This is a genomic window from Pseudomonas fluorescens, assembly GCF_900636825.1.
In the GTDB taxonomy this organism is placed as follows: Bacteria; Pseudomonadota; Gammaproteobacteria; order Pseudomonadales; family Pseudomonadaceae; genus Aquipseudomonas; species Aquipseudomonas fluorescens_BG.
Window position 1 is genome coordinate 1,138,194 of the sequence record NZ_LR134318.1, and the last position, 15,879, is coordinate 1,154,072.

Consider the following 15,879-nt stretch of genomic DNA (forward strand, 5'->3'; position numbering starts at 1 on the left):
AAGCTGCTCTTCTTCGTCTTGCCAAACCAACAACAACCCCGCGAGAGAACGAACATGAAGAAACTCCCCCTCATCACCGGTCTGGCCCTCAGCCTGTTGGCCTGTGCCAGCACCTTCGCCGCCGAAAAAACCCTGCGCATCGGCATCGAAGCCGCTTACCCACCGTTTGCCTCGAAAACTGACAAGGGCGAAATTGTCGGTTTCGACTACGACATCGGCAATGCCCTGTGTGCGCAAATGAAGGTCAAGTGTGTATGGGTCGAGGGAGAGTTCGACGGGCTGATTCCCTCACTGAAAGTGAAGAAGATCGACATGGCCCTGTCGTCGATGACCATCAACGAAGATCGCAAGAAGTCGGTGGATTTCAGCCACAAGTATTACTTCACTTCCTCGCGTCTGGTGATGAAAGAGGGCGCCAGCGTCGACGATCAATACGCTAGCCTCAAAGGCAAGAATGTCGGCGTGCAGCGCGCCACTACGACTGATCGGTTTGCCACCGAGGTATTCGAACCGAAGGGCATCAACGTCAAGCGCTACAGCAACAACGAAGAGATCTACATGGATCTGGCGGCTGGGCGCCTCGATGCGATCTTTGCCGACACCATCCCGTTGAATGATTTTCTGTCGATGCCGCGCGGTAAGGGGTACGCGTTTGTCGGGCCGGAGCTGAAGGATCCGAAGTATGTCGGCGAAGGTGCGGGGATTGCGGTGCGCAAGGGCAACGGTGAACTGGTCAGCCAGTTGAACAGCGCCATCGACGGGATTCGTGCGAGTGGCGAATACCAGAAGATTTCCGAGAAGTATTTCAAGACTGATATCTACGGCGATTGATAAAAAAGATCGCAGCCTTAGGCAGCTCCTACAGGGGAATGCGTGCTCCTGCAGGAGCTGCCGCAGGCTGCGATCTTTTGCTCCTCAGCCTTTCAATTCCTTCAAATGCTTGTACACCGTCGCCCGCCCCATGTTCAGCACATTGGCCACATAGTTCGAAGCGCTCTTGCCCTTGAACGCGCCCTCGGCGTGCAGCGCCAGCACCAGCTCACGCTTGTGATCGCGGGTCAGGACATTCAGGCTCAACTGGCGTTCGCGCAGCCAGGCATGCAGGAAGGTGTTGATGCGCTCCTGCCAGTCATCGCGAAATAAAGAATCCGGTTGTGGGATCAGCTTGCTCGGCGAGAGGAACAGGTCCAGCGCTGCCTTGGCGTTCTCGAACAATGAAATGTTCAGATTGATGCACAGCACTGCCAGCGGACGACTTTCGCTGTCGCGCAGCACTGTGCTCAGGCTGCGAATTTTCTGACCGTCCCAATTGAGCTTTTCGTACGGGCCGATATTCCTGTCGCTGACATCCTCGCTGAGCATGTCCTCCAGTGACGAGTCGTCGCCGATCTCGCGCTTGGACAAGTTGTTGGCGATATAGTCGACCTTCTGCGTACGCAGGTCGTGCAGCACCACCTCGGCATGGGGATAGAACAGTGTGGCGATGGCGTCGGCAATGGCGCGGAAGTTATCCAGCACCGGATCGAATTCGGGGGCGGTCATGACAGTGAAGCTCCAGGCAGCGTCAACGCCTCCGTGATCAGGAGGCGCAGGAAGTGTGCCGCAATCTGCGGCGCGCGTCACCGCACGGATTCAGCGCAGGCGAGCAGGGGAGAGCATGGCGCTGTCCAGCCCGAATTGCTGCAGCTGTTCGGGCAGTGGCTGACCTCGCACTAACGCCGCACTGGCCTGGCCCATCGCCGGCGACGTCTGAATGCCGTAGCCACCTTGCGCCGCAACCCAAAATAATCCCGGCACCTGCGGATCGAAACCGCTGAGCAAATCGCCGTCTGCGACGAAGCTGCGTAAACCAGCCCAGGTGCGGGTCGGGCGGCGGATGGTCAGGGTCGTGGCTTCTTCGATCTGGTAGATGCCCATGGCGATGTCGAGTTCTTCCGGCTGCACATCGTGCGGTTCGACCGGATCGGCATTGGCTGGGGAGCCGAGAAACATCCCGGCATCGGGCTTCATATAGAACGATTCGTCGAGACTGACCAGCATCGGCCAGTGATGAATGTCGATGCCTTCGGGGCCGGCGAAGATGAAGGCGGCGCGGCGTTTCGGTTGCAGGCCCAGCGCAGTTGCGCCGGCCATCGTGCCGATCTTGTCGGCCCAGGCGCCGGCGGCGTTGATGATCACCGGCGCGCTGAACGTCTGGCCATTGGTTTTAACTTGCCACAATCCTTCGGCGTCGCGGCTCAGGCCCAACACTTCGCAGTCGGTGTGTACTTCACCATTGTTGCGGCGGATGCCACGCAGATAACCCTGATGCAGAGCGTCGGTATCGATATCGCTGGCGCTTGGATCGTAGATTGCACCGTGGACTTTTTCCCGGCGCAGAATCGGCAGGCGCGCGCAGGCTTCGTCGGCGCTGAGCATTTGCATCTGCGGTACCGTGGCCTTGGCACTAAGGTATTGATTGTTCAATTCGGCGGAGTCACCGATGAAATCCACGGTCATTTCGCCGCGTGGCGTCAGCAATGGGTGCTCACAGAAACCGGCCGGTGGGTGGTCGAAAAACTCGCGGCTGGCCTGGGTCAGTGCGCGCACTTGCGGGGTGCCGTAAGCTGCGGTGAACAGCGCGGCGGAACGGCCGGTGGAGTGATAGGCCGGGTGCGATTCCCGCTCGAGCACGATCACTTTGGCGTGGGGCGCCAGCCAGAACCCGGTAGAAGCGCCGGCAATTCCGCCGCCGATGATGATGAAATCTGCGTGGCTCATGAAAACTCCGAAGCTATCGTGGTTCTCTGGGGAGCTGTCATTGGCAACTCCCCATTGGAATGCGATCCCTGTAGGAGCTGCCGAAGGCTGCGATCTTTTGATCTTGATCTTAAAAAACAGATCAACAGATCGCAGCCTTCGGCAGCTCCTACAGGGGATTTTTGGTGTTAGTGGGTTAGGTGGTAAACCGCGTTGGCCAAGGCAATGTCTTCAAGGCCCAAGCCGATTGAGCGGAAAAACACGTGACGGTCGTAACCCGGGCGCTGGACTTTTTCGCTGAGCAAGTCGGCGAGATCGCCAACAATCGAATCCTGGCTCCAGCCATGCTGCTCAGCGGCGATCAGCATTTCACCCGCCGACCCCGGCGTGGTCAGACGATAGTCGCAGAACACCTGCATGTTATTGAGGCTGGCCGGCGGTACCTCGTGGGCGCGGGGGGCGTTGGTGCTGATCGAGGTGATGAGTGCCGGTTTGCTCAACTCGACCGGGTCGATCACCGGGCCGGCGGACGAGGTGCACAGCATGATGACGTCTGCATCGGCGAGGGCGGTTTCACGGCTGTCAGTGATCTTCAGGTTGGGGGTGATGGCTTTCAACAAGGCCTGGGTTTGCGCGTCGGCGGACAGGCTCGGCGAATACATACTGATGCTCCGCCAGTCACGCAGCGACTTCACGTAATGCAGGTGCGCCTGGGCAACCTTGCCGCTGCCGATGATCGCCAGCCGTCGGGCGTTCACAGGTGCAAGGGCATCGACGGCCACAGCGGTGGTCGCAGCAGTCCGCGCGGTGGTCAGTTCGCCGGCATCGCACAGTAGCAGCGGCTGGCCGGTTCTCATCGACATCAGCAGTGTCCATGCCGTCACCAGTGCGCCTTGCTCGCGCACAATGTAGGGCGAGGTCTTTACGCCGTACACGCCGTCTTCTGCCAACACGCCCAGGTAGTTGATGAAATCGCCAGCGCCTTGCGGAAACTCCACCAGTTGCTGCGCCGGCTGCACCGCGTTGCCTGCGGCGAGATCGCGGAACAGCTTGCGCAGAATCTGCGGCACATCGATCCGGGTCAGCAGTTCACGGGCCTGGGCCTGGTCGATCATGTGGGGCGTGCTGGACATATTGCGCTCCGAAACTAAACTTATTTTTCCATTATGGACTTTTAGTTCTTTCTAGCAATATGCGGGCATAAAAAAAGCGCAGTCCGTTACGGGCTGCGCTTTTTTCCCAGCGTCGGTTACTGCGGACGCTTGCGCTCAACCGCGCGCAACAGATGCGTTGGCGGCGTTTCACAGCTGATCTTGCGCCCGAGTTTCTCTTCGATGGACGGCAACTGGTACGAGTCGTCTTCGCCAGCGAAGCTGATCGACACGCCATCAGCGCCCGCACGACCGGTACGGCCGATGCGGTGCACGTAATCGTCCGGCACTTCCGGCAGGGTGAAGTTGATCACGTGGCTGATGCCATCGATGTGAATGCCGCGACCGGCGACATCGGTGGCCACGAGCACGCGAATCTTGCCTTCACGGAAACCTTCGAGGGTCTTGATGCGCTTGTGCTGCGGCACGTCACCGGACAGTTGCGCAGCGTTCACACCGTCGCGCACCAGGCGTTCTTCGATACGACGCACTTCGTCCTTGCGGTTGGCGAACACCATCACGCGCTCCCAACCATTGTCGTTGATCAGGTTGAAGAGCAGCTTGTACTTGTCGGCACCGGCAACGGCGTAGATGTGTTGCTCGACGTTGTCGCTGGCGACATTGAGCGATTCGATCTCGACGATGGACGGGTCGGTGGTCCATTGCTTGGCGAGGTTCATCACGTCTTCGGTGAAGGTCGCGGAGAACAGCAAGGTCTGGCGCTCGGATTTCGGCGGGGTCTGGCGAATGATCTGCCGCACTTGCGGGATGAAGCCCATGTCGAGCATGCGGTCGGCTTCGTCCAGCACCATCACTTCGACCATGTCCAGATGCACGTCGCCGCGCTGGTTGAAGTCGAGCAGACGCCCAGGGGTGGCAACGAGGATGTCGCAGTGACGCGCTTCCAGGTGCTTGAGCTGCTTGTCGAAGTCCATGCCACCGACGAACGTCATCACGTTGAGGCCGGTGTACTTGGTCAGGTCCGCAGCGTCTTTGGCGATCTGCACCACCAGCTCACGGGTCGGCGCGATGATCAGCGCACGGGGTTCGCCCATGTAGCGTTCTTTCGGCGGCGGCGTTTGCAGCAATTGGGTGATGATCGAAATCAGAAATGCGGCGGTTTTGCCGGTGCCGGTCTGCGCGCGGCCGATGGCATCTTTGCCGGCGAGGGTGAAACCCAGCACCTGCGCCTGGATCGGCGTGCAATACGGGAAGCCCAGGTCCTGAATGGCGTGCATCAGTTCTGGCGACAACTTGAAATCGTGAAAGCGGGTCTTGCCTTCCTGCGGCTCGACCACGAAGTCTTCGAGTTTCCACGGGATGACCGGTGCCTTGGGCTTCGGCTCGCGGCGCGGTCTGGCCGGTGTCGGCGCTGCGTTGCGGACGGTTTCGGCGGCGACGGGCGCGGCCGGAACGGGGGCTGGCTCTGGCTTCGGTGCCGCTACGGGAGCGACGCGCTCGGCCTGTGGTGCATCGCTGCGATGACCGGGGGCGTGCGACGGCGCACTGGGAACTGACGCGAGCTGCTCAGCCTCGCTTTTACCGAACATCTTCTTGAGTGCTTTGAGCACGGTCATCTCATCAATTGGTTAAGGAATGTACGCCGGCCAGTGTAATGCAAGAAACGGGCGCGGCGTAGGGGGAGGGATCAAAGGGCGGTTTTAAACCCACGCTCAGCGCAGGCGTTCGCTCAACCAGACACCGATGTCACGAATCTCTTCGGGTAACACTTCGTGCTCCATTGGGTATTCCTGCCATGTCACGGTGACACCATGGTGCTTCAAGTACTCGTAAGCGCTGCGCCCCATCGAATTCTGCACCACGTTATCGAACTGCCCGTGCAGACAAAGCACTGGAATGCGCTGCTGACTGGCGGACAGTTCCAGTTCATCGCTGAATGTCGGTGCATAGGTCGACAATGCGAGAACCCCGCCCAATGGCCCCTGCCACTTCAGGAATGCGCTGTGAAAAACCACCGCGCCGCCTTGGGAAAAACCGGCGAGGAAAATCCGCGAGGCGTCTATTCCGCTGGCGCGCTCGGTTTCGATCAATTCGATGATGCGATCGGCAGATGCTTCCAGTTCGTCGCGATCGATCGCCCGTGCCGGGCTCATGGCCTTGATGTCGTACCAGCTGGGCATGGCATATCCGCCATTTATCGTCACTGGACGTGACGGCGCCTGCGGCAACACGAAACGCGTGCTCAACAGGCTTTCCTGCAAAGCCTCGGCCACCGGCAGGAAGTCGTAGCGGTCGGCGCCGAGGCCGTGCAGCCAGATCACGCAGGCGTCTGCGGGCTTAACAGGCTGAAGAATCAAGGGCTCGGTCATGGCTGCTCCAAATGTGTGCGGGCGCTCTCAATAAGTGCGTGATTTGCGTGCGCGCCCGGTTGATCCGTTAAGAAGATGTCGCAAGGTTACAAGTTTTGCTCTTGACCTGTCGCTTAAGCGCTTCAGCGACCGGTGTGGTACGGGCTTTGCTATGGCTTCCTGCGTGCAACAGATCCCGCGCCTGGCGGTAACACTATCAGTGTACCCCTTGGGGCGGGATGCAAAGAATCCGGTGATGGATGTTCGCCAATGGCCGCTACGGGCTTAGCGAACGTGAAAGGGCTACAGCCCGTTCGGCCGATTGGTGAGAAGTGAGTTGTCCATGATGTGGATTGTCTCCTACTAGACTCATAGCGAAGGTCTTACGTCGGTTGACCCCAAAAAAAGCCAACACGGGTCAACAACGCCTCAAAAGGGTGCGACGGGACTCAAGCTCCGACACAACAAGAGCAAAACTGGAGGTTTGAATGAAGATGTTGAAATCCACTCTGGCGGTCGTGACTGCTGCAGCAGTACTCGGCGTCAGCGGGTTCGCTCAGGCGGGTGCAACCCTGGATGCAGTGCAGAAGAAAGGTTTCGTGCAATGTGGCGTGAGCGACGGTCTGCCGGGCTTCTCGGTTCCGGATGCTACCGGCAAGATCCTCGGGATCGACGCTGACGTCTGCCGTGCCGTGGCTGCCGCCGTTTTCGGCGACGCCAACAAGGTCAAGTTCAGCCAGTTGAACGCCAAAGAGCGTTTCACTGCGCTGCAGTCCGGCGAGATCGACATCCTCTCGCGCAACACCACCATGACCAGCTCCCGTGATGCCGGCATGGGCCTGAAATTCCCGGGCTTCATCACTTACTACGACGGCATCGGCTTTCTGGTAAACAACAAGCTGGGCGTGAAAAGTGCCAAGGAACTGGACGGTGCAACCATCTGCATCCAGGCCGGTACCACCACCGAGCTGAACGTTTCCGACTACTTCCGCGGCAACGGTCTGAAATACACCCCGATCACTTTCGACACCTCCGATGAAAGCGCCAAGTCGCTGGAATCCGGTCGTTGCGACGTGCTGACCTCCGACAAGTCCCAGCTGTTCGCTCAGCGCAGCAAGCTGGCGTCGCCGAAGGACTACGTGGTTCTGCCGGAAACCATTTCCAAAGAACCTCTGGGCCCGGTCGTACGTAATGGCGACGACGAGTGGCTGGCCATCGTTCGTTGGGTTGGCTACGCGCTGCTCAACACCGAAGAAGCCGGCATCACTTCGAAGAACGTCGAAGCTGAAGCCAAGTCGACCAAAAACCCGGACGTCGCCCGTATGCTCGGCGCTGACGGCGAATACGGCAAAGACCTGAAACTGCCGAAAGACTGGGTTGTGCAGATCGTCAAGCAAGTCGGCAACTACGGTGAAATCTTCGAGAAAAACCTCGGCAAGAGCACTCCGCTGGAAATCGACCGTGGCCTGAACGCCCTGTGGAACAACGGCGGCATTCAGTACGCACCACCAGTGCGCTAATGGTTCTATCGCCCGGCGGGCCAACCGCCGGGTGATGTTCTTGTTCCATTTCTTCCGGGGCACTTCATGCAAAATTCAATCGGCGCACCAAAGCAGAGGCTCAGCCTCAGCGATCCACGAGTGCGTGCGTGGCTATTCCAGATCATCACCGTTGTGGCGGTGGTCTCGCTGGGCTGGTACTTGTTCGACAACACGCAAACCAACCTTCAGCACCGGGGCATTACCTCCGGTTTCAGCTTTCTGGAGCGCAGTGCCGGATTCGGCATCGCTCAACACCTGATCGACTACACCGAAGCGGACAGCTATGCCCGTGTCTTCGTCATCGGTCTGCTCAACACCCTGTTGGTGACAGTGATCGGCGTGGTTCTGGCGACGATCCTCGGTTTCATCATCGGCGTGGCGCGGCTGTCGCAGAACTGGATCATTGCCAAACTGGCGACGGTGTATGTGGAAGTTTTCCGCAACATTCCGCCGCTGCTGCAAATCCTGTTCTGGTACTTCGCGGTGTTCCTGACCATGCCGGGGCCGCGTAACAGCCATAACTTCGGCGATACCTTTTTCGTCAGCAGCCGTGGCCTGAACATGCCGGCTGCACTGGCAGCCGACGGTTTCTGGGCATTCGTGATCAGCATCGTGCTGGCCATCGTCGGCATCGTGCTGATGTGCCGCTGGGCCAACAAACGTTTCGAAGAAACCGGCGTACCGTTTCACAAGTTCTGGGTCGGTCTGGCGATTCTGCTGGTGATCCCGACCTTGTGCGCGCTGATCTTCGGCGCTCCGCTGCATTGGGAAATGCCTGAGCTCAAGGGCTTCAACTTTGTCGGCGGCTGGGTATTGATCCCGGAACTGCTGGCGTTGACCCTGGCCCTGACCGTGTACACCGCAGCGTTCATCGCTGAAATCGTGCGTTCCGGGATCAAGTCGGTCAGCCACGGGCAGACCGAAGCGGCGCGTTCGCTCGGCCTGCGCAACGGCCCGACCCTGCGCAAGGTGATAATCCCGCAAGCGCTGCGCGTGATCATTCCGCCGCTGACCAGCCAATACCTGAACCTGGCGAAAAACTCTTCGCTGGCGGCCGGTATCGGTTATCCGGAAATGGTTTCGCTGTTCGCGGGCACCGTGCTCAACCAGACCGGTCAGGCCATCGAAGTGATTGCGATCACCATGAGCGTGTACCTGGCAATCAGTATCAGCATTTCCCTGCTGATGAACTGGTACAACAAGCGCATTGCGCTGATCGAGCGGTAAGGAAAAGCGCATGAGTACTCATACTTTCAAACCCGACATGCCTCCACCGAACAGCAGCATCGGGGTGGTTGCGTGGATGCGCGCGAACATGTTCTCCAGCTGGCTCAACACCTTGCTGACGCTGTTCGCGTTCTATCTGATCTACCTCGTCGTGCCACCGATCCTCAGCTGGGCGATTGTCGACGCGAACTGGGTCGGCACCACCCGCGCCGACTGCACCAAGGAAGGCGCGTGCTGGGTGTTCATTCAGCAGCGTTTCGGCCAGTTCATGTACGGCTATTACCCGACCGAACTGCGCTGGCGCGTCGACCTGACCGTGTGGCTGGCGGTCATTGGCGCAGCGCCACTGTTCATTTCGCGGATGCCGCGCAAAGCGGTCTACGGCCTGAGCTTCCTGGTGTTGTATCCAATCATCGCCTTCACCTTGCTGCATGGCGGTTTCGGTCTGACCACCGTGCCGACGAGCCAGTGGGGCGGCCTGATGCTGACCCTGGTGATCGCCACGGTTGGTATCGCCGGAGCATTGCCGCTGGGCATCGTGCTGGCGCTGGGACGGCGTTCGAACATGCCGGCGATTCGTGTGGTCTGCGTGACCTTCATCGAATTCTGGCGCGGCGTGCCGTTGATCACGGTGCTGTTCATGTCCTCGGTGATGCTGCCGCTGTTCCTGCCCGAAGGGATGAACTTCGACAAGCTGCTGCGGGCGCTGATCGGGGTGATTCTGTTCCAGTCGGCCTACGTCGCCGAAGTGGTACGCGGTGGTCTGCAAGCGATCCCCAAAGGTCAGTACGAAGCGGCTGCGGCGATGGGCCTCGGTTACTGGCGTTCGATGGGTCTGGTGATTCTGCCGCAAGCCCTGAAGCTGGTGATCCCCGGCATCGTCAACACGTTCATTGCGCTGTTCAAGGACACCAGCCTTGTGATCATCATCGGCCTCTTTGACCTGCTCAACAGCGTCAAACAAGCCGCTGCCGATCCGAAATGGCTGGGCATGGCCACCGAAGGCTACGTGTTCGCCGCCCTGGTGTTCTGGATTTTCTGTTTTGGTATGTCGCGCTATTCCATGCATCTGGAACGCAAGCTCGACACTGGCCACAAGCGTTAGGAGTTCTCTGTAAATGAGCGAAGCAATCAAAAAGCCTGTGGGTCCGGAAGGCATCATCCAGATGCAGGGCGTGAACAAGTGGTACGGCCAGTTTCACGTGCTCAAAGACATCAATCTCAACGTCAAGCAGGGCGAGCGTATCGTCCTGTGCGGCCCGTCGGGTTCCGGCAAATCGACGACGATTCGTTGCCTCAATCGTCTGGAAGAACATCAGCAGGGCCGCATCGTTGTCGATGGCGTGGAACTGACCAACGACCTCAAGCAAATCGAAGCGATCCGCCGCGAAGTCGGCATGGTGTTCCAGCACTTCAACCTGTTCCCGCACCTGACCATTTTGCAGAACTGCACCCTGGCGCCGATGTGGGTACGCAAGATGCCCAAGCGCAAGGCCGAGGAAATCGCCATGCATTACCTGGAGCGCGTACGCATTCCGGAGCAGGCGCATAAGTACCCGGGGCAACTGTCCGGCGGTCAGCAGCAGCGTGTGGCAATCGCCCGCGCCCTGTGCATGAAACCGAAAATCATGCTGTTCGATGAACCGACTTCAGCGCTCGATCCAGAGATGGTGAAGGAAGTGCTCGACACCATGATCGGTCTGGCGGAAGACGGCATGACCATGCTCTGCGTAACCCACGAAATGGGCTTCGCCCGCACCGTGGCCAACCGCGTGATCTTCATGGACAAGGGCGAGATCGTTGAGCAGGCTGCGCCGAACGACTTCTTCGATAATCCGCAGAATGAGCGGACGAAGTTGTTCTTGAGTCAGATTCTGCATTGATGGTTTATGTGTAAAAAACCAACCCGGCCACGTGCCGGGTTGGTTTTTTGGAATCTCAGGAGACGGAAAGGGATTCCTGTTCTTTATGGATGGTGTGCTTGAACGCCCCTCTCAGATCAGCCCCTTCGGCCAAGACTCTCGCATCGGCTAGCAAGTGTGGATAGCGATCCAGCAAGCGCATCAGAAGCATCAGCGCTTTTGGTGGTAATAATTCGCCACGCTCGTACCTTGAGAAGGCGTTGTGGCCACCGCCTGACAGTAACTGCACAGTTTCTTTTTGCGTGAGGTGCAGTTTGCGACGGATACGCTTCATCTCGGCACCGATCATCTGTCGAGCAGCGATCACCAGCTCGTCACCAGCGTCCGTATAACGTTCCGCACTGTCGGTATTGTCATCCCACTCGACTTCCCCGCATTGCTGACATTCCCAGCCAGCAAGATCATCTATACGCCGCTCCATGCCTTTGACACTGATGGTTTCGCCACGACCTTCGAAATGTCTCATTCCCTCGCGCGCGCCGCAGCTGCAGCATTGTCGGGTTTTCATGGGTTTCTCTCCTTGAAGGAGATTACCGGAGGACCACCGCCGGGGCGGTAAGTCACCTTGATGTAAATCTCCAGGTCTTTTGAGTTGACGTGATACACGTCGTGCCAGACTCGATGGTTGTCGTAAGTAGTCATCGATTTGTACAACATCCCTTGCTGTAACTCGAAAATGATCTCCCGCATCTCTCTGTGGCTGAAGCCAAGATCCAAACCGGTTTTTTCCGAAGATCTGGTAAAGGCTCTTTTTCCAAGCCGCCTCACCTCAGACTTGATCACCGCCAAGTCGTAATGGGGTGTTTTCTTTTCCATAAGAAACCAAAACCCTGTCCCTGAAATTACCCTCAAAGGGTAATTTTGACCAATCGAAAATGCCGCTCCATGTGTCTCGATTGACCCTAGGTGGTTGCCGTCCTACACGGGTCTGACTACCATGTCAGAAAATTCATCCTATGATTGGATGAAAGGGCGGGACTCATGTCGGAAATTTCTCCTTTGATAAAGCGATCCTTGGTCGATCAGGCCCTGGATCAACTGCGTCAACGCATCAACAGCGGTGCCTGGCAGGTAGGCGAGCGCTTGCCGACCGAGCCCGAGCTGTGTGCCGAACTGGGCATCAGCCGCAACACGGTGCGCGAGGCGATGCGCGTGCTGGCGTTTTCCGGATTGATCGAAATTCGCCAGGGTGACGGCAGTTATCTGCGCGCGCTGGTGGATCCGCTGGATACGCTCAAGGCGCTGTCGCGTTGCTCGCTGGAGCAGGCGCGGGAAACCCGGCACATCCTTGAGGTCGAGGCCATCGGTCTGGCAGCGTTGCGCCGCACCGACGAAGACCTCGTCGCATTGCGCGAGGCCCTCGGGACCAGCGGCAGCCACTACCACGGTGATCTCGACACCTACATCGCCTGCGATCTGGTGTTTCATCGCCGGTTGGTCGACGCCGCGCACAACCCCACGCTCAGCGAGCTGTATCGCTATTTCTCCAGCATTGTCGGCGCACAACTGCGCCAGACCCTGAACATCGTCCCGCGCCGTCAGGAAGTGTTCGATCTGCACATCGAGTTGCTCGATGCGGTCGAGCAACGCGACCCGGAACGGGCCAAAGCCTTATCGAGGCAGTTGATCAATGAACCTTGAAACCGAGAAGTCCATGCCCCGCCACGAGATATCCACAACGCCTAAACGCCCCTCGGAGCTTGAAGAGCTGCTGATCGACGCCGAGGCCGATGATGAGCAAGTGCAGCAGAGCCCGCCGCGGGTGCGCAGGCCCTGGCTGTTGCTGCTGGGATTGATTCTGGTCGCGTTGAATCTGCGCCCGGCGCTGTCGAGCATGGCGCCGCTGCTCAGCGATGTATCGAAGAGTCTCGGCTTGTCGGCGGCGCAGGCCGGTTTGCTGACGACGTTGCCGGTTCTTTGCCTCGGTTTGTTCGCCCCGCTGGCGCCGATTCTGGCGCGACGCTTTGGTGCCGAGCGGGTGGTCCTGGGAATTCTGCTGACCTTGGCCGGTGGCATTATCTTGCGCAGCCATTTCGGTGAAATCGGCCTGTTCGCCGGCAGTGTGCTGGGTGGTGCGAGCATTGGCATCGTCGGCGTATTGCTGCCGGGCATCGTCAAGCGCGACTTTGCCAAACATGCCGGCACCATGACCGGCGTGTACACCATGGCGTTGTGCCTGGGCGCGGCAATGGCGGCGGGTTCGAGCGTGCCGTTGAGCGAGCACTTCGGTGGAAGCTGGACGATCGGGTTGGGCTTTTGGGTGATTCCTGCGCTGGTGGCGGCGTTGTTCTGGTTACCGCAAGTGGGGCCGAAACACGGCGCGCACAATGTCGCTTATCGGGTGCGCGGCCTGCTGCGCGATCCGCTGGCCTGGCAGGTAACGTTGTACATGGGCCTGCAATCGTCGCTGGCCTACATCGTATTCGGCTGGTTGCCGTCGATTCTGATCGGTCGCGGTCTGACGCCGACCCAAGCCGGCCTGGTGCTGTCCGGTTCGGTGATCATCCAGCTCGCCAGTTCGCTGGCCGCACCGTGGCTGGCCACCCGGGGCAAGGATCAGCGTCTGGCCATCGTCGTGGTCATGGCGCTGACCCTCGGTGGCCTGTTCGGGTGCCTGTACGCGCCGATCGACGGCCTGTGGGGTTGGGCAATTCTGCTGGGCCTGGGGCAGGGCGGAACGTTCAGCCTGGCGTTGACCCTGATCGTTCTGCGTTCGCGCGATTCCCATGTGGCGGCGAACCTCTCGAGCATGTCCCAGGGCTTCGGCTATACGCTGGCGTCGATGGGCCCTTTCGCGGTTGGTGTGGTGCACGACTGGACCGGCGGCTGGAATGCGCTCGGCTGGATTTTCGGCATCATTGGTGCTGGCGCGATCCTCGCCGGGCTTGGCGCCGGGAGAGCGCTGTACGTGCAGGTCGAGAGCGAGAAAATCTGAGTTCTGCAGGAGCTGCGGCACGCTGCGATCCTTTGACTGTGATTCGTTTAAAAAATCAAAATCAAAAGATCGCAGCGTGCCGCAGCTCCTACAGGGGTTTTCTGTGCATGCAAGCGATGCCGATAGTGTTTCTCCGCCCGGCAGATTATGGTGCTGGCAATCTGTACCTCTTTTTTGGAGATTGTCTTGAGCGAAGCCAACAGCGCGGTGATTACCCGTTTCTACGAAGCCTTTCAACGCCTCGATGCCGAGGCTATGGCCGCCTGCTACACCGACGATGTGGTGTTCAGCGATCCGGCGTTCGGCGAACTGCGCGGGCGTGATGCCGGCGACATGTGGCGCATGCTCACCACCCGCGCCAAAGACTTTTCGCTGACCTTCGACAACGTCCGCACCGATGAGCGCAGCGGCGGCGCGCACTGGGTGGCAACGTATCTGTTCAGCCAGACCGGCAATGTCGTGATCAATGATATCCAGGCGCACTTTGTCTTCCGTGACGGCAAGATTTGCGAGCACCGCGACCATTTCGATCTGTGGCGCTGGTCGCGTCAGGCCCTGGGTTTCAAAGGCTTGTTGCTGGGCTGGACGCCGCTGGTGCGCAACGCCGTTCGTGCGCAGGCGCGCAAGGGACTGAAGGCATTTCAGGCTGGTCGCTGATAATATCGCGGTCTGTTTCCTACACGTCTTGATCCCGAAGTGACCAGCCTTAGCGAAAAATCCGTCGATGTCGCCGAACCGGTGAGCAAGTCCTGGTTCGTCTACCTCGTTCGCGCAGCCAACGGTTCGCTGTACTGCGGAATCAGCGACGATCCGCTGCGTCGCTTCGCCAAACATCAAAGCGGCAAAGGCGCGCGGTTTTTTCTGTCCAGTCCGGCGATGGCGCTCGTTTATACAGAACGCTGCCGCGACAAAAGCGATGCACTGCGGCAGGAACGGCTGATCAAAAAACTCAAGAAGAGCGCCAAGGAATGCCTGGTCGCCTCTTATCAATCTGACTGATTGGTTCCCATCAGGCAGATCTGTAGGCTGCCAGGCCAATGCACGCTAAGCTGCCGGTTCACTTTCCAGCGGCGGAGCCGAGCATGTCCGAGTTGATTCTGCACCATTACCCGACCTCTCCCTTCGCTGAGAAGGCCCGCTTGCTGCTCGGCTTCAAAGGCTTGTCGTGGCGCTCGGTGCATATCTCGCCAGTGATGCCCAAACCGGATCTGACCGCGCTGACCGGTGGCTATCGCAAAACCCCAGTGCTGCAGATCGGTGCGGACATCTATTGCGACACGGCGCTGATCGCGCGACGCCTTGAACAGAAAAAAGCCTTGCCGGCGTTTTTCCCCGAAGGCCAGGAAATGACCAGCGCAAGTTTCGCTGCATGGGCCGACTCGGTGGTGTTTCAGCACGCCGTGAGCCTGGTGTTCCAGCCGGAATCGGTGGCGGTGCGTTTTGGCAAGTTGCCGCCCGAAGCGATCAAGGCCTTTCTCGCCGACCGCGCCGGACTGTTCAGTGGTGGCAGTGCGACCCGGCTGAGCGCCGAGCAGGCCAAGCATCAGTGGCCGACGATCATGGCTCGATTGGAGCAGCAATTGCAGCGCGAGCAGGGGGACTTCCTGTTCGGTGAGCCGTCGATTGCCGACTTCGCGCTGGCGCACCCGCTGTGGTTCCTCAAGGCCACCCATGTAACCGCGCCGCTGGTGGATGAATACCCGGCAGTGTCGGCGTGGCTGGGTCGGGTACTTGGTTTCGGCCACGGTGCGGCGAGCGAGATGTCTTCGGAAGAGGCGCTGCAGGTCGCACGGAATGCGACACCGGCGGCATTGCCCGGCGAGCAGTTCGTTGATCCGAACGGTTTCAAAGCGGGGCAGCAAGTGGCGATTGCGGCGATCGATTACGGCGTCGATCCGGTGGTGGGCGAGCTTCTGTTTGCCGGCAGCGAGGAGTTGATCATCCGCCGAGAAGACGAACGTGGCGGCGTGGTGCATGTGCATTTCCCACGCTTTGGTTTCCGTATCGAAGCCAGATAACAGCAAAAGATCGCAGCCTGCGGCAGCTCCTGCATGA

Annotated in this window: 17 protein-coding genes; 10 read left to right on the forward strand and 7 right to left on the reverse strand. The window is 59.3% G+C overall.

The features are described 5' to 3' along the window. The first annotated feature begins 54 nt into the window (after positions 1-54). Positions 55-831, forward strand: a complete 777-nt coding sequence (locus EL257_RS05125; protein WP_126360394.1) for an ABC transporter substrate-binding protein — start codon at positions 55-57, stop codon at positions 829-831. Between the two features lie 84 nt (positions 832-915). Here the strand turns inward: EL257_RS05125 and EL257_RS05130 are convergent, their stop codons facing one another. The 5 genes from EL257_RS05130 to EL257_RS05150 all read right to left on the reverse strand — a co-directional run bounded on the left by EL257_RS05130 (position 916) and on the right by EL257_RS05150 (position 6,220). Beyond that, complete coding sequence (locus EL257_RS05130) at positions 916-1,542, reverse strand: helix-turn-helix transcriptional regulator (RefSeq protein ID WP_126360396.1); 627 nt, start codon at positions 1,540-1,542, stop codon at positions 916-918. 90 nt (positions 1,543-1,632) lie between these two features. Further along, positions 1,633-2,760, reverse strand: coding sequence for an NAD(P)/FAD-dependent oxidoreductase (locus EL257_RS05135; protein WP_126360398.1), 1,128 nt, complete (start codon positions 2,758-2,760; stop codon positions 1,633-1,635). Between the two features lie 167 nt (positions 2,761-2,927). Next, the gene (locus tag EL257_RS05140) at positions 2,928-3,872 is read right to left on the reverse strand and encodes an ornithine cyclodeaminase family protein (protein ID WP_126360400.1); all 945 of its coding nucleotides are present in this window, start codon (positions 3,870-3,872) and stop codon (positions 2,928-2,930) included. Positions 3,873-3,988: 116 nt separating this feature from the next. Continuing rightward, positions 3,989-5,467 carry an ATP-dependent RNA helicase RhlB gene (gene rhlB / locus EL257_RS05145; RefSeq protein WP_126360402.1) on the reverse strand — a complete coding sequence of 493 codons (1,479 nt, stop codon included), beginning with the start codon at positions 5,465-5,467 and terminating at the stop codon, positions 3,989-3,991. Positions 5,468-5,563: 96 nt separating this feature from the next. Then, positions 5,564-6,220, reverse strand: coding sequence for an alpha/beta hydrolase (locus tag EL257_RS05150; protein ID WP_126360404.1), 657 nt, complete (start codon positions 6,218-6,220; stop codon positions 5,564-5,566). A 467-nt stretch (positions 6,221-6,687) separates the two neighbouring features. On the opposite strand from EL257_RS05150, the gene EL257_RS05155 reads away from it, so the two are divergent. The 4 genes from EL257_RS05155 (at position 6,688) to EL257_RS05170 (ending at position 10,850) form a co-directional block, all read left to right on the forward strand. Then, positions 6,688-7,719, forward strand: a complete 1,032-nt coding sequence (locus EL257_RS05155) for an amino acid ABC transporter substrate-binding protein (RefSeq protein ID WP_126360406.1) — start codon at positions 6,688-6,690, stop codon at positions 7,717-7,719. Positions 7,720-7,785: 66 nt separating this feature from the next. Next, complete coding sequence (locus EL257_RS05160) at positions 7,786-8,967, forward strand: amino acid ABC transporter permease (RefSeq protein ID WP_126360408.1); 1,182 nt, start codon at positions 7,786-7,788, stop codon at positions 8,965-8,967. Positions 8,968-8,977: 10 nt separating this feature from the next. Then, positions 8,978-10,072 carry an amino acid ABC transporter permease gene (locus EL257_RS05165; RefSeq protein ID WP_042607719.1) on the forward strand — a complete coding sequence of 365 codons (1,095 nt, stop codon included), beginning with the start codon at positions 8,978-8,980 and terminating at the stop codon, positions 10,070-10,072. A gap of 13 nt (positions 10,073-10,085) precedes the next feature. Further along, positions 10,086-10,850, forward strand: a complete 765-nt coding sequence (locus tag EL257_RS05170; RefSeq protein ID WP_124319255.1) for an amino acid ABC transporter ATP-binding protein — start codon at positions 10,086-10,088, stop codon at positions 10,848-10,850. 55 nt (positions 10,851-10,905) lie between these two features. Here EL257_RS05170 and EL257_RS05175 read toward each other — a convergent pair whose 3' ends face one another. Next, positions 10,906-11,397 carry a type II TA system antitoxin MqsA family protein gene (locus tag EL257_RS05175; RefSeq protein ID WP_126360410.1) on the reverse strand — a complete coding sequence of 164 codons (492 nt, stop codon included), beginning with the start codon at positions 11,395-11,397 and terminating at the stop codon, positions 10,906-10,908. Continuing rightward, positions 11,394-11,705 (reverse strand): type II toxin-antitoxin system MqsR family toxin, encoded by a 312-nt coding sequence (locus tag EL257_RS05180; protein ID WP_126360413.1) that lies wholly within the window; start codon positions 11,703-11,705, stop codon positions 11,394-11,396. The genes EL257_RS05175 and EL257_RS05180 overlap by 4 nt, the downstream gene beginning before the upstream one ends. A 165-nt stretch (positions 11,706-11,870) precedes the next feature. On the opposite strand from EL257_RS05180, the gene EL257_RS05185 reads away from it, so the two are divergent. From EL257_RS05185 to EL257_RS05205, 5 genes are all read left to right on the forward strand, one after another. Continuing rightward, positions 11,871-12,530, forward strand: a complete 660-nt coding sequence (locus tag EL257_RS05185) for a FadR/GntR family transcriptional regulator (RefSeq protein WP_126360415.1) — start codon at positions 11,871-11,873, stop codon at positions 12,528-12,530. Next, complete coding sequence (locus EL257_RS05190; RefSeq protein WP_126360416.1) at positions 12,520-13,824, forward strand: CynX/NimT family MFS transporter; 1,305 nt, start codon at positions 12,520-12,522, stop codon at positions 13,822-13,824. Before EL257_RS05185 ends, EL257_RS05190 begins: the two co-directional genes overlap by 11 nt. 186 nt (positions 13,825-14,010) lie before the next feature. Then, positions 14,011-14,481 (forward strand): nuclear transport factor 2 family protein, encoded by a 471-nt coding sequence (locus EL257_RS05195; protein WP_126360418.1) that lies wholly within the window; start codon positions 14,011-14,013, stop codon positions 14,479-14,481. Between the two features lie 39 nt (positions 14,482-14,520). Then, positions 14,521-14,823: a GIY-YIG nuclease family protein gene (locus tag EL257_RS05200; protein ID WP_126360420.1), complete on the forward strand. Its 303-nt coding sequence runs from the start codon at positions 14,521-14,523 to the stop codon at positions 14,821-14,823. Between the two features lie 83 nt (positions 14,824-14,906). Beyond that, on the forward strand, positions 14,907-15,842 hold the full coding sequence (locus tag EL257_RS05205) for a glutathione S-transferase family protein (RefSeq protein ID WP_126360422.1): 936 nt from the start codon (positions 14,907-14,909) through the stop codon (positions 15,840-15,842). Positions 15,843-15,879: the final 37 nt, after the last annotated feature.

What these genes read in the sequence shown, in the direction of transcription:
- EL257_RS05125 (WP_126360394.1), top strand. Translation starts at nt 55, where the DNA reads ATGAAGAAACTCCCCCTCATCACCGGTCTGGCCCTCAGCCTGTTGGCC.
- EL257_RS05130 (WP_126360396.1), bottom strand. Translation starts at nt 1,542, where the DNA reads ATGACCGCCCCCGAATTCGATCCGGTGCTGGATAACTTCCGCGCCATT.
- EL257_RS05135 (WP_126360398.1), bottom strand. Translation starts at nt 2,760, where the DNA reads ATGAGCCACGCAGATTTCATCATCATCGGCGGCGGAATTGCCGGCGCT.
- EL257_RS05140 (WP_126360400.1), bottom strand. Translation starts at nt 3,872, where the DNA reads ATGTCCAGCACGCCCCACATGATCGACCAGGCCCAGGCCCGTGAACTG.
- rhlB (WP_126360402.1), bottom strand. Translation starts at nt 5,467, where the DNA reads ATGACCGTGCTCAAAGCACTCAAGAAGATGTTCGGTAAAAGCGAGGCT.
- EL257_RS05150 (WP_126360404.1), bottom strand. Translation starts at nt 6,220, where the DNA reads ATGACCGAGCCCTTGATTCTTCAGCCTGTTAAGCCCGCAGACGCCTGC.
- EL257_RS05155 (WP_126360406.1), top strand. Translation starts at nt 6,688, where the DNA reads ATGAAGATGTTGAAATCCACTCTGGCGGTCGTGACTGCTGCAGCAGTA.
- EL257_RS05160 (WP_126360408.1), top strand. Translation starts at nt 7,786, where the DNA reads ATGCAAAATTCAATCGGCGCACCAAAGCAGAGGCTCAGCCTCAGCGAT.
- EL257_RS05165 (WP_042607719.1), top strand. Translation starts at nt 8,978, where the DNA reads ATGAGTACTCATACTTTCAAACCCGACATGCCTCCACCGAACAGCAGC.
- EL257_RS05170 (WP_124319255.1), top strand. Translation starts at nt 10,086, where the DNA reads ATGAGCGAAGCAATCAAAAAGCCTGTGGGTCCGGAAGGCATCATCCAG.
- EL257_RS05175 (WP_126360410.1), bottom strand. Translation starts at nt 11,397, where the DNA reads ATGAAAACCCGACAATGCTGCAGCTGCGGCGCGCGCGAGGGAATGAGA.
- EL257_RS05180 (WP_126360413.1), bottom strand. Translation starts at nt 11,705, where the DNA reads ATGGAAAAGAAAACACCCCATTACGACTTGGCGGTGATCAAGTCTGAG.
- EL257_RS05185 (WP_126360415.1), top strand. Translation starts at nt 11,871, where the DNA reads ATGTCGGAAATTTCTCCTTTGATAAAGCGATCCTTGGTCGATCAGGCC.
- EL257_RS05190 (WP_126360416.1), top strand. Translation starts at nt 12,520, where the DNA reads ATGAACCTTGAAACCGAGAAGTCCATGCCCCGCCACGAGATATCCACA.
- EL257_RS05205 (WP_126360422.1), top strand. Translation starts at nt 14,907, where the DNA reads ATGTCCGAGTTGATTCTGCACCATTACCCGACCTCTCCCTTCGCTGAG.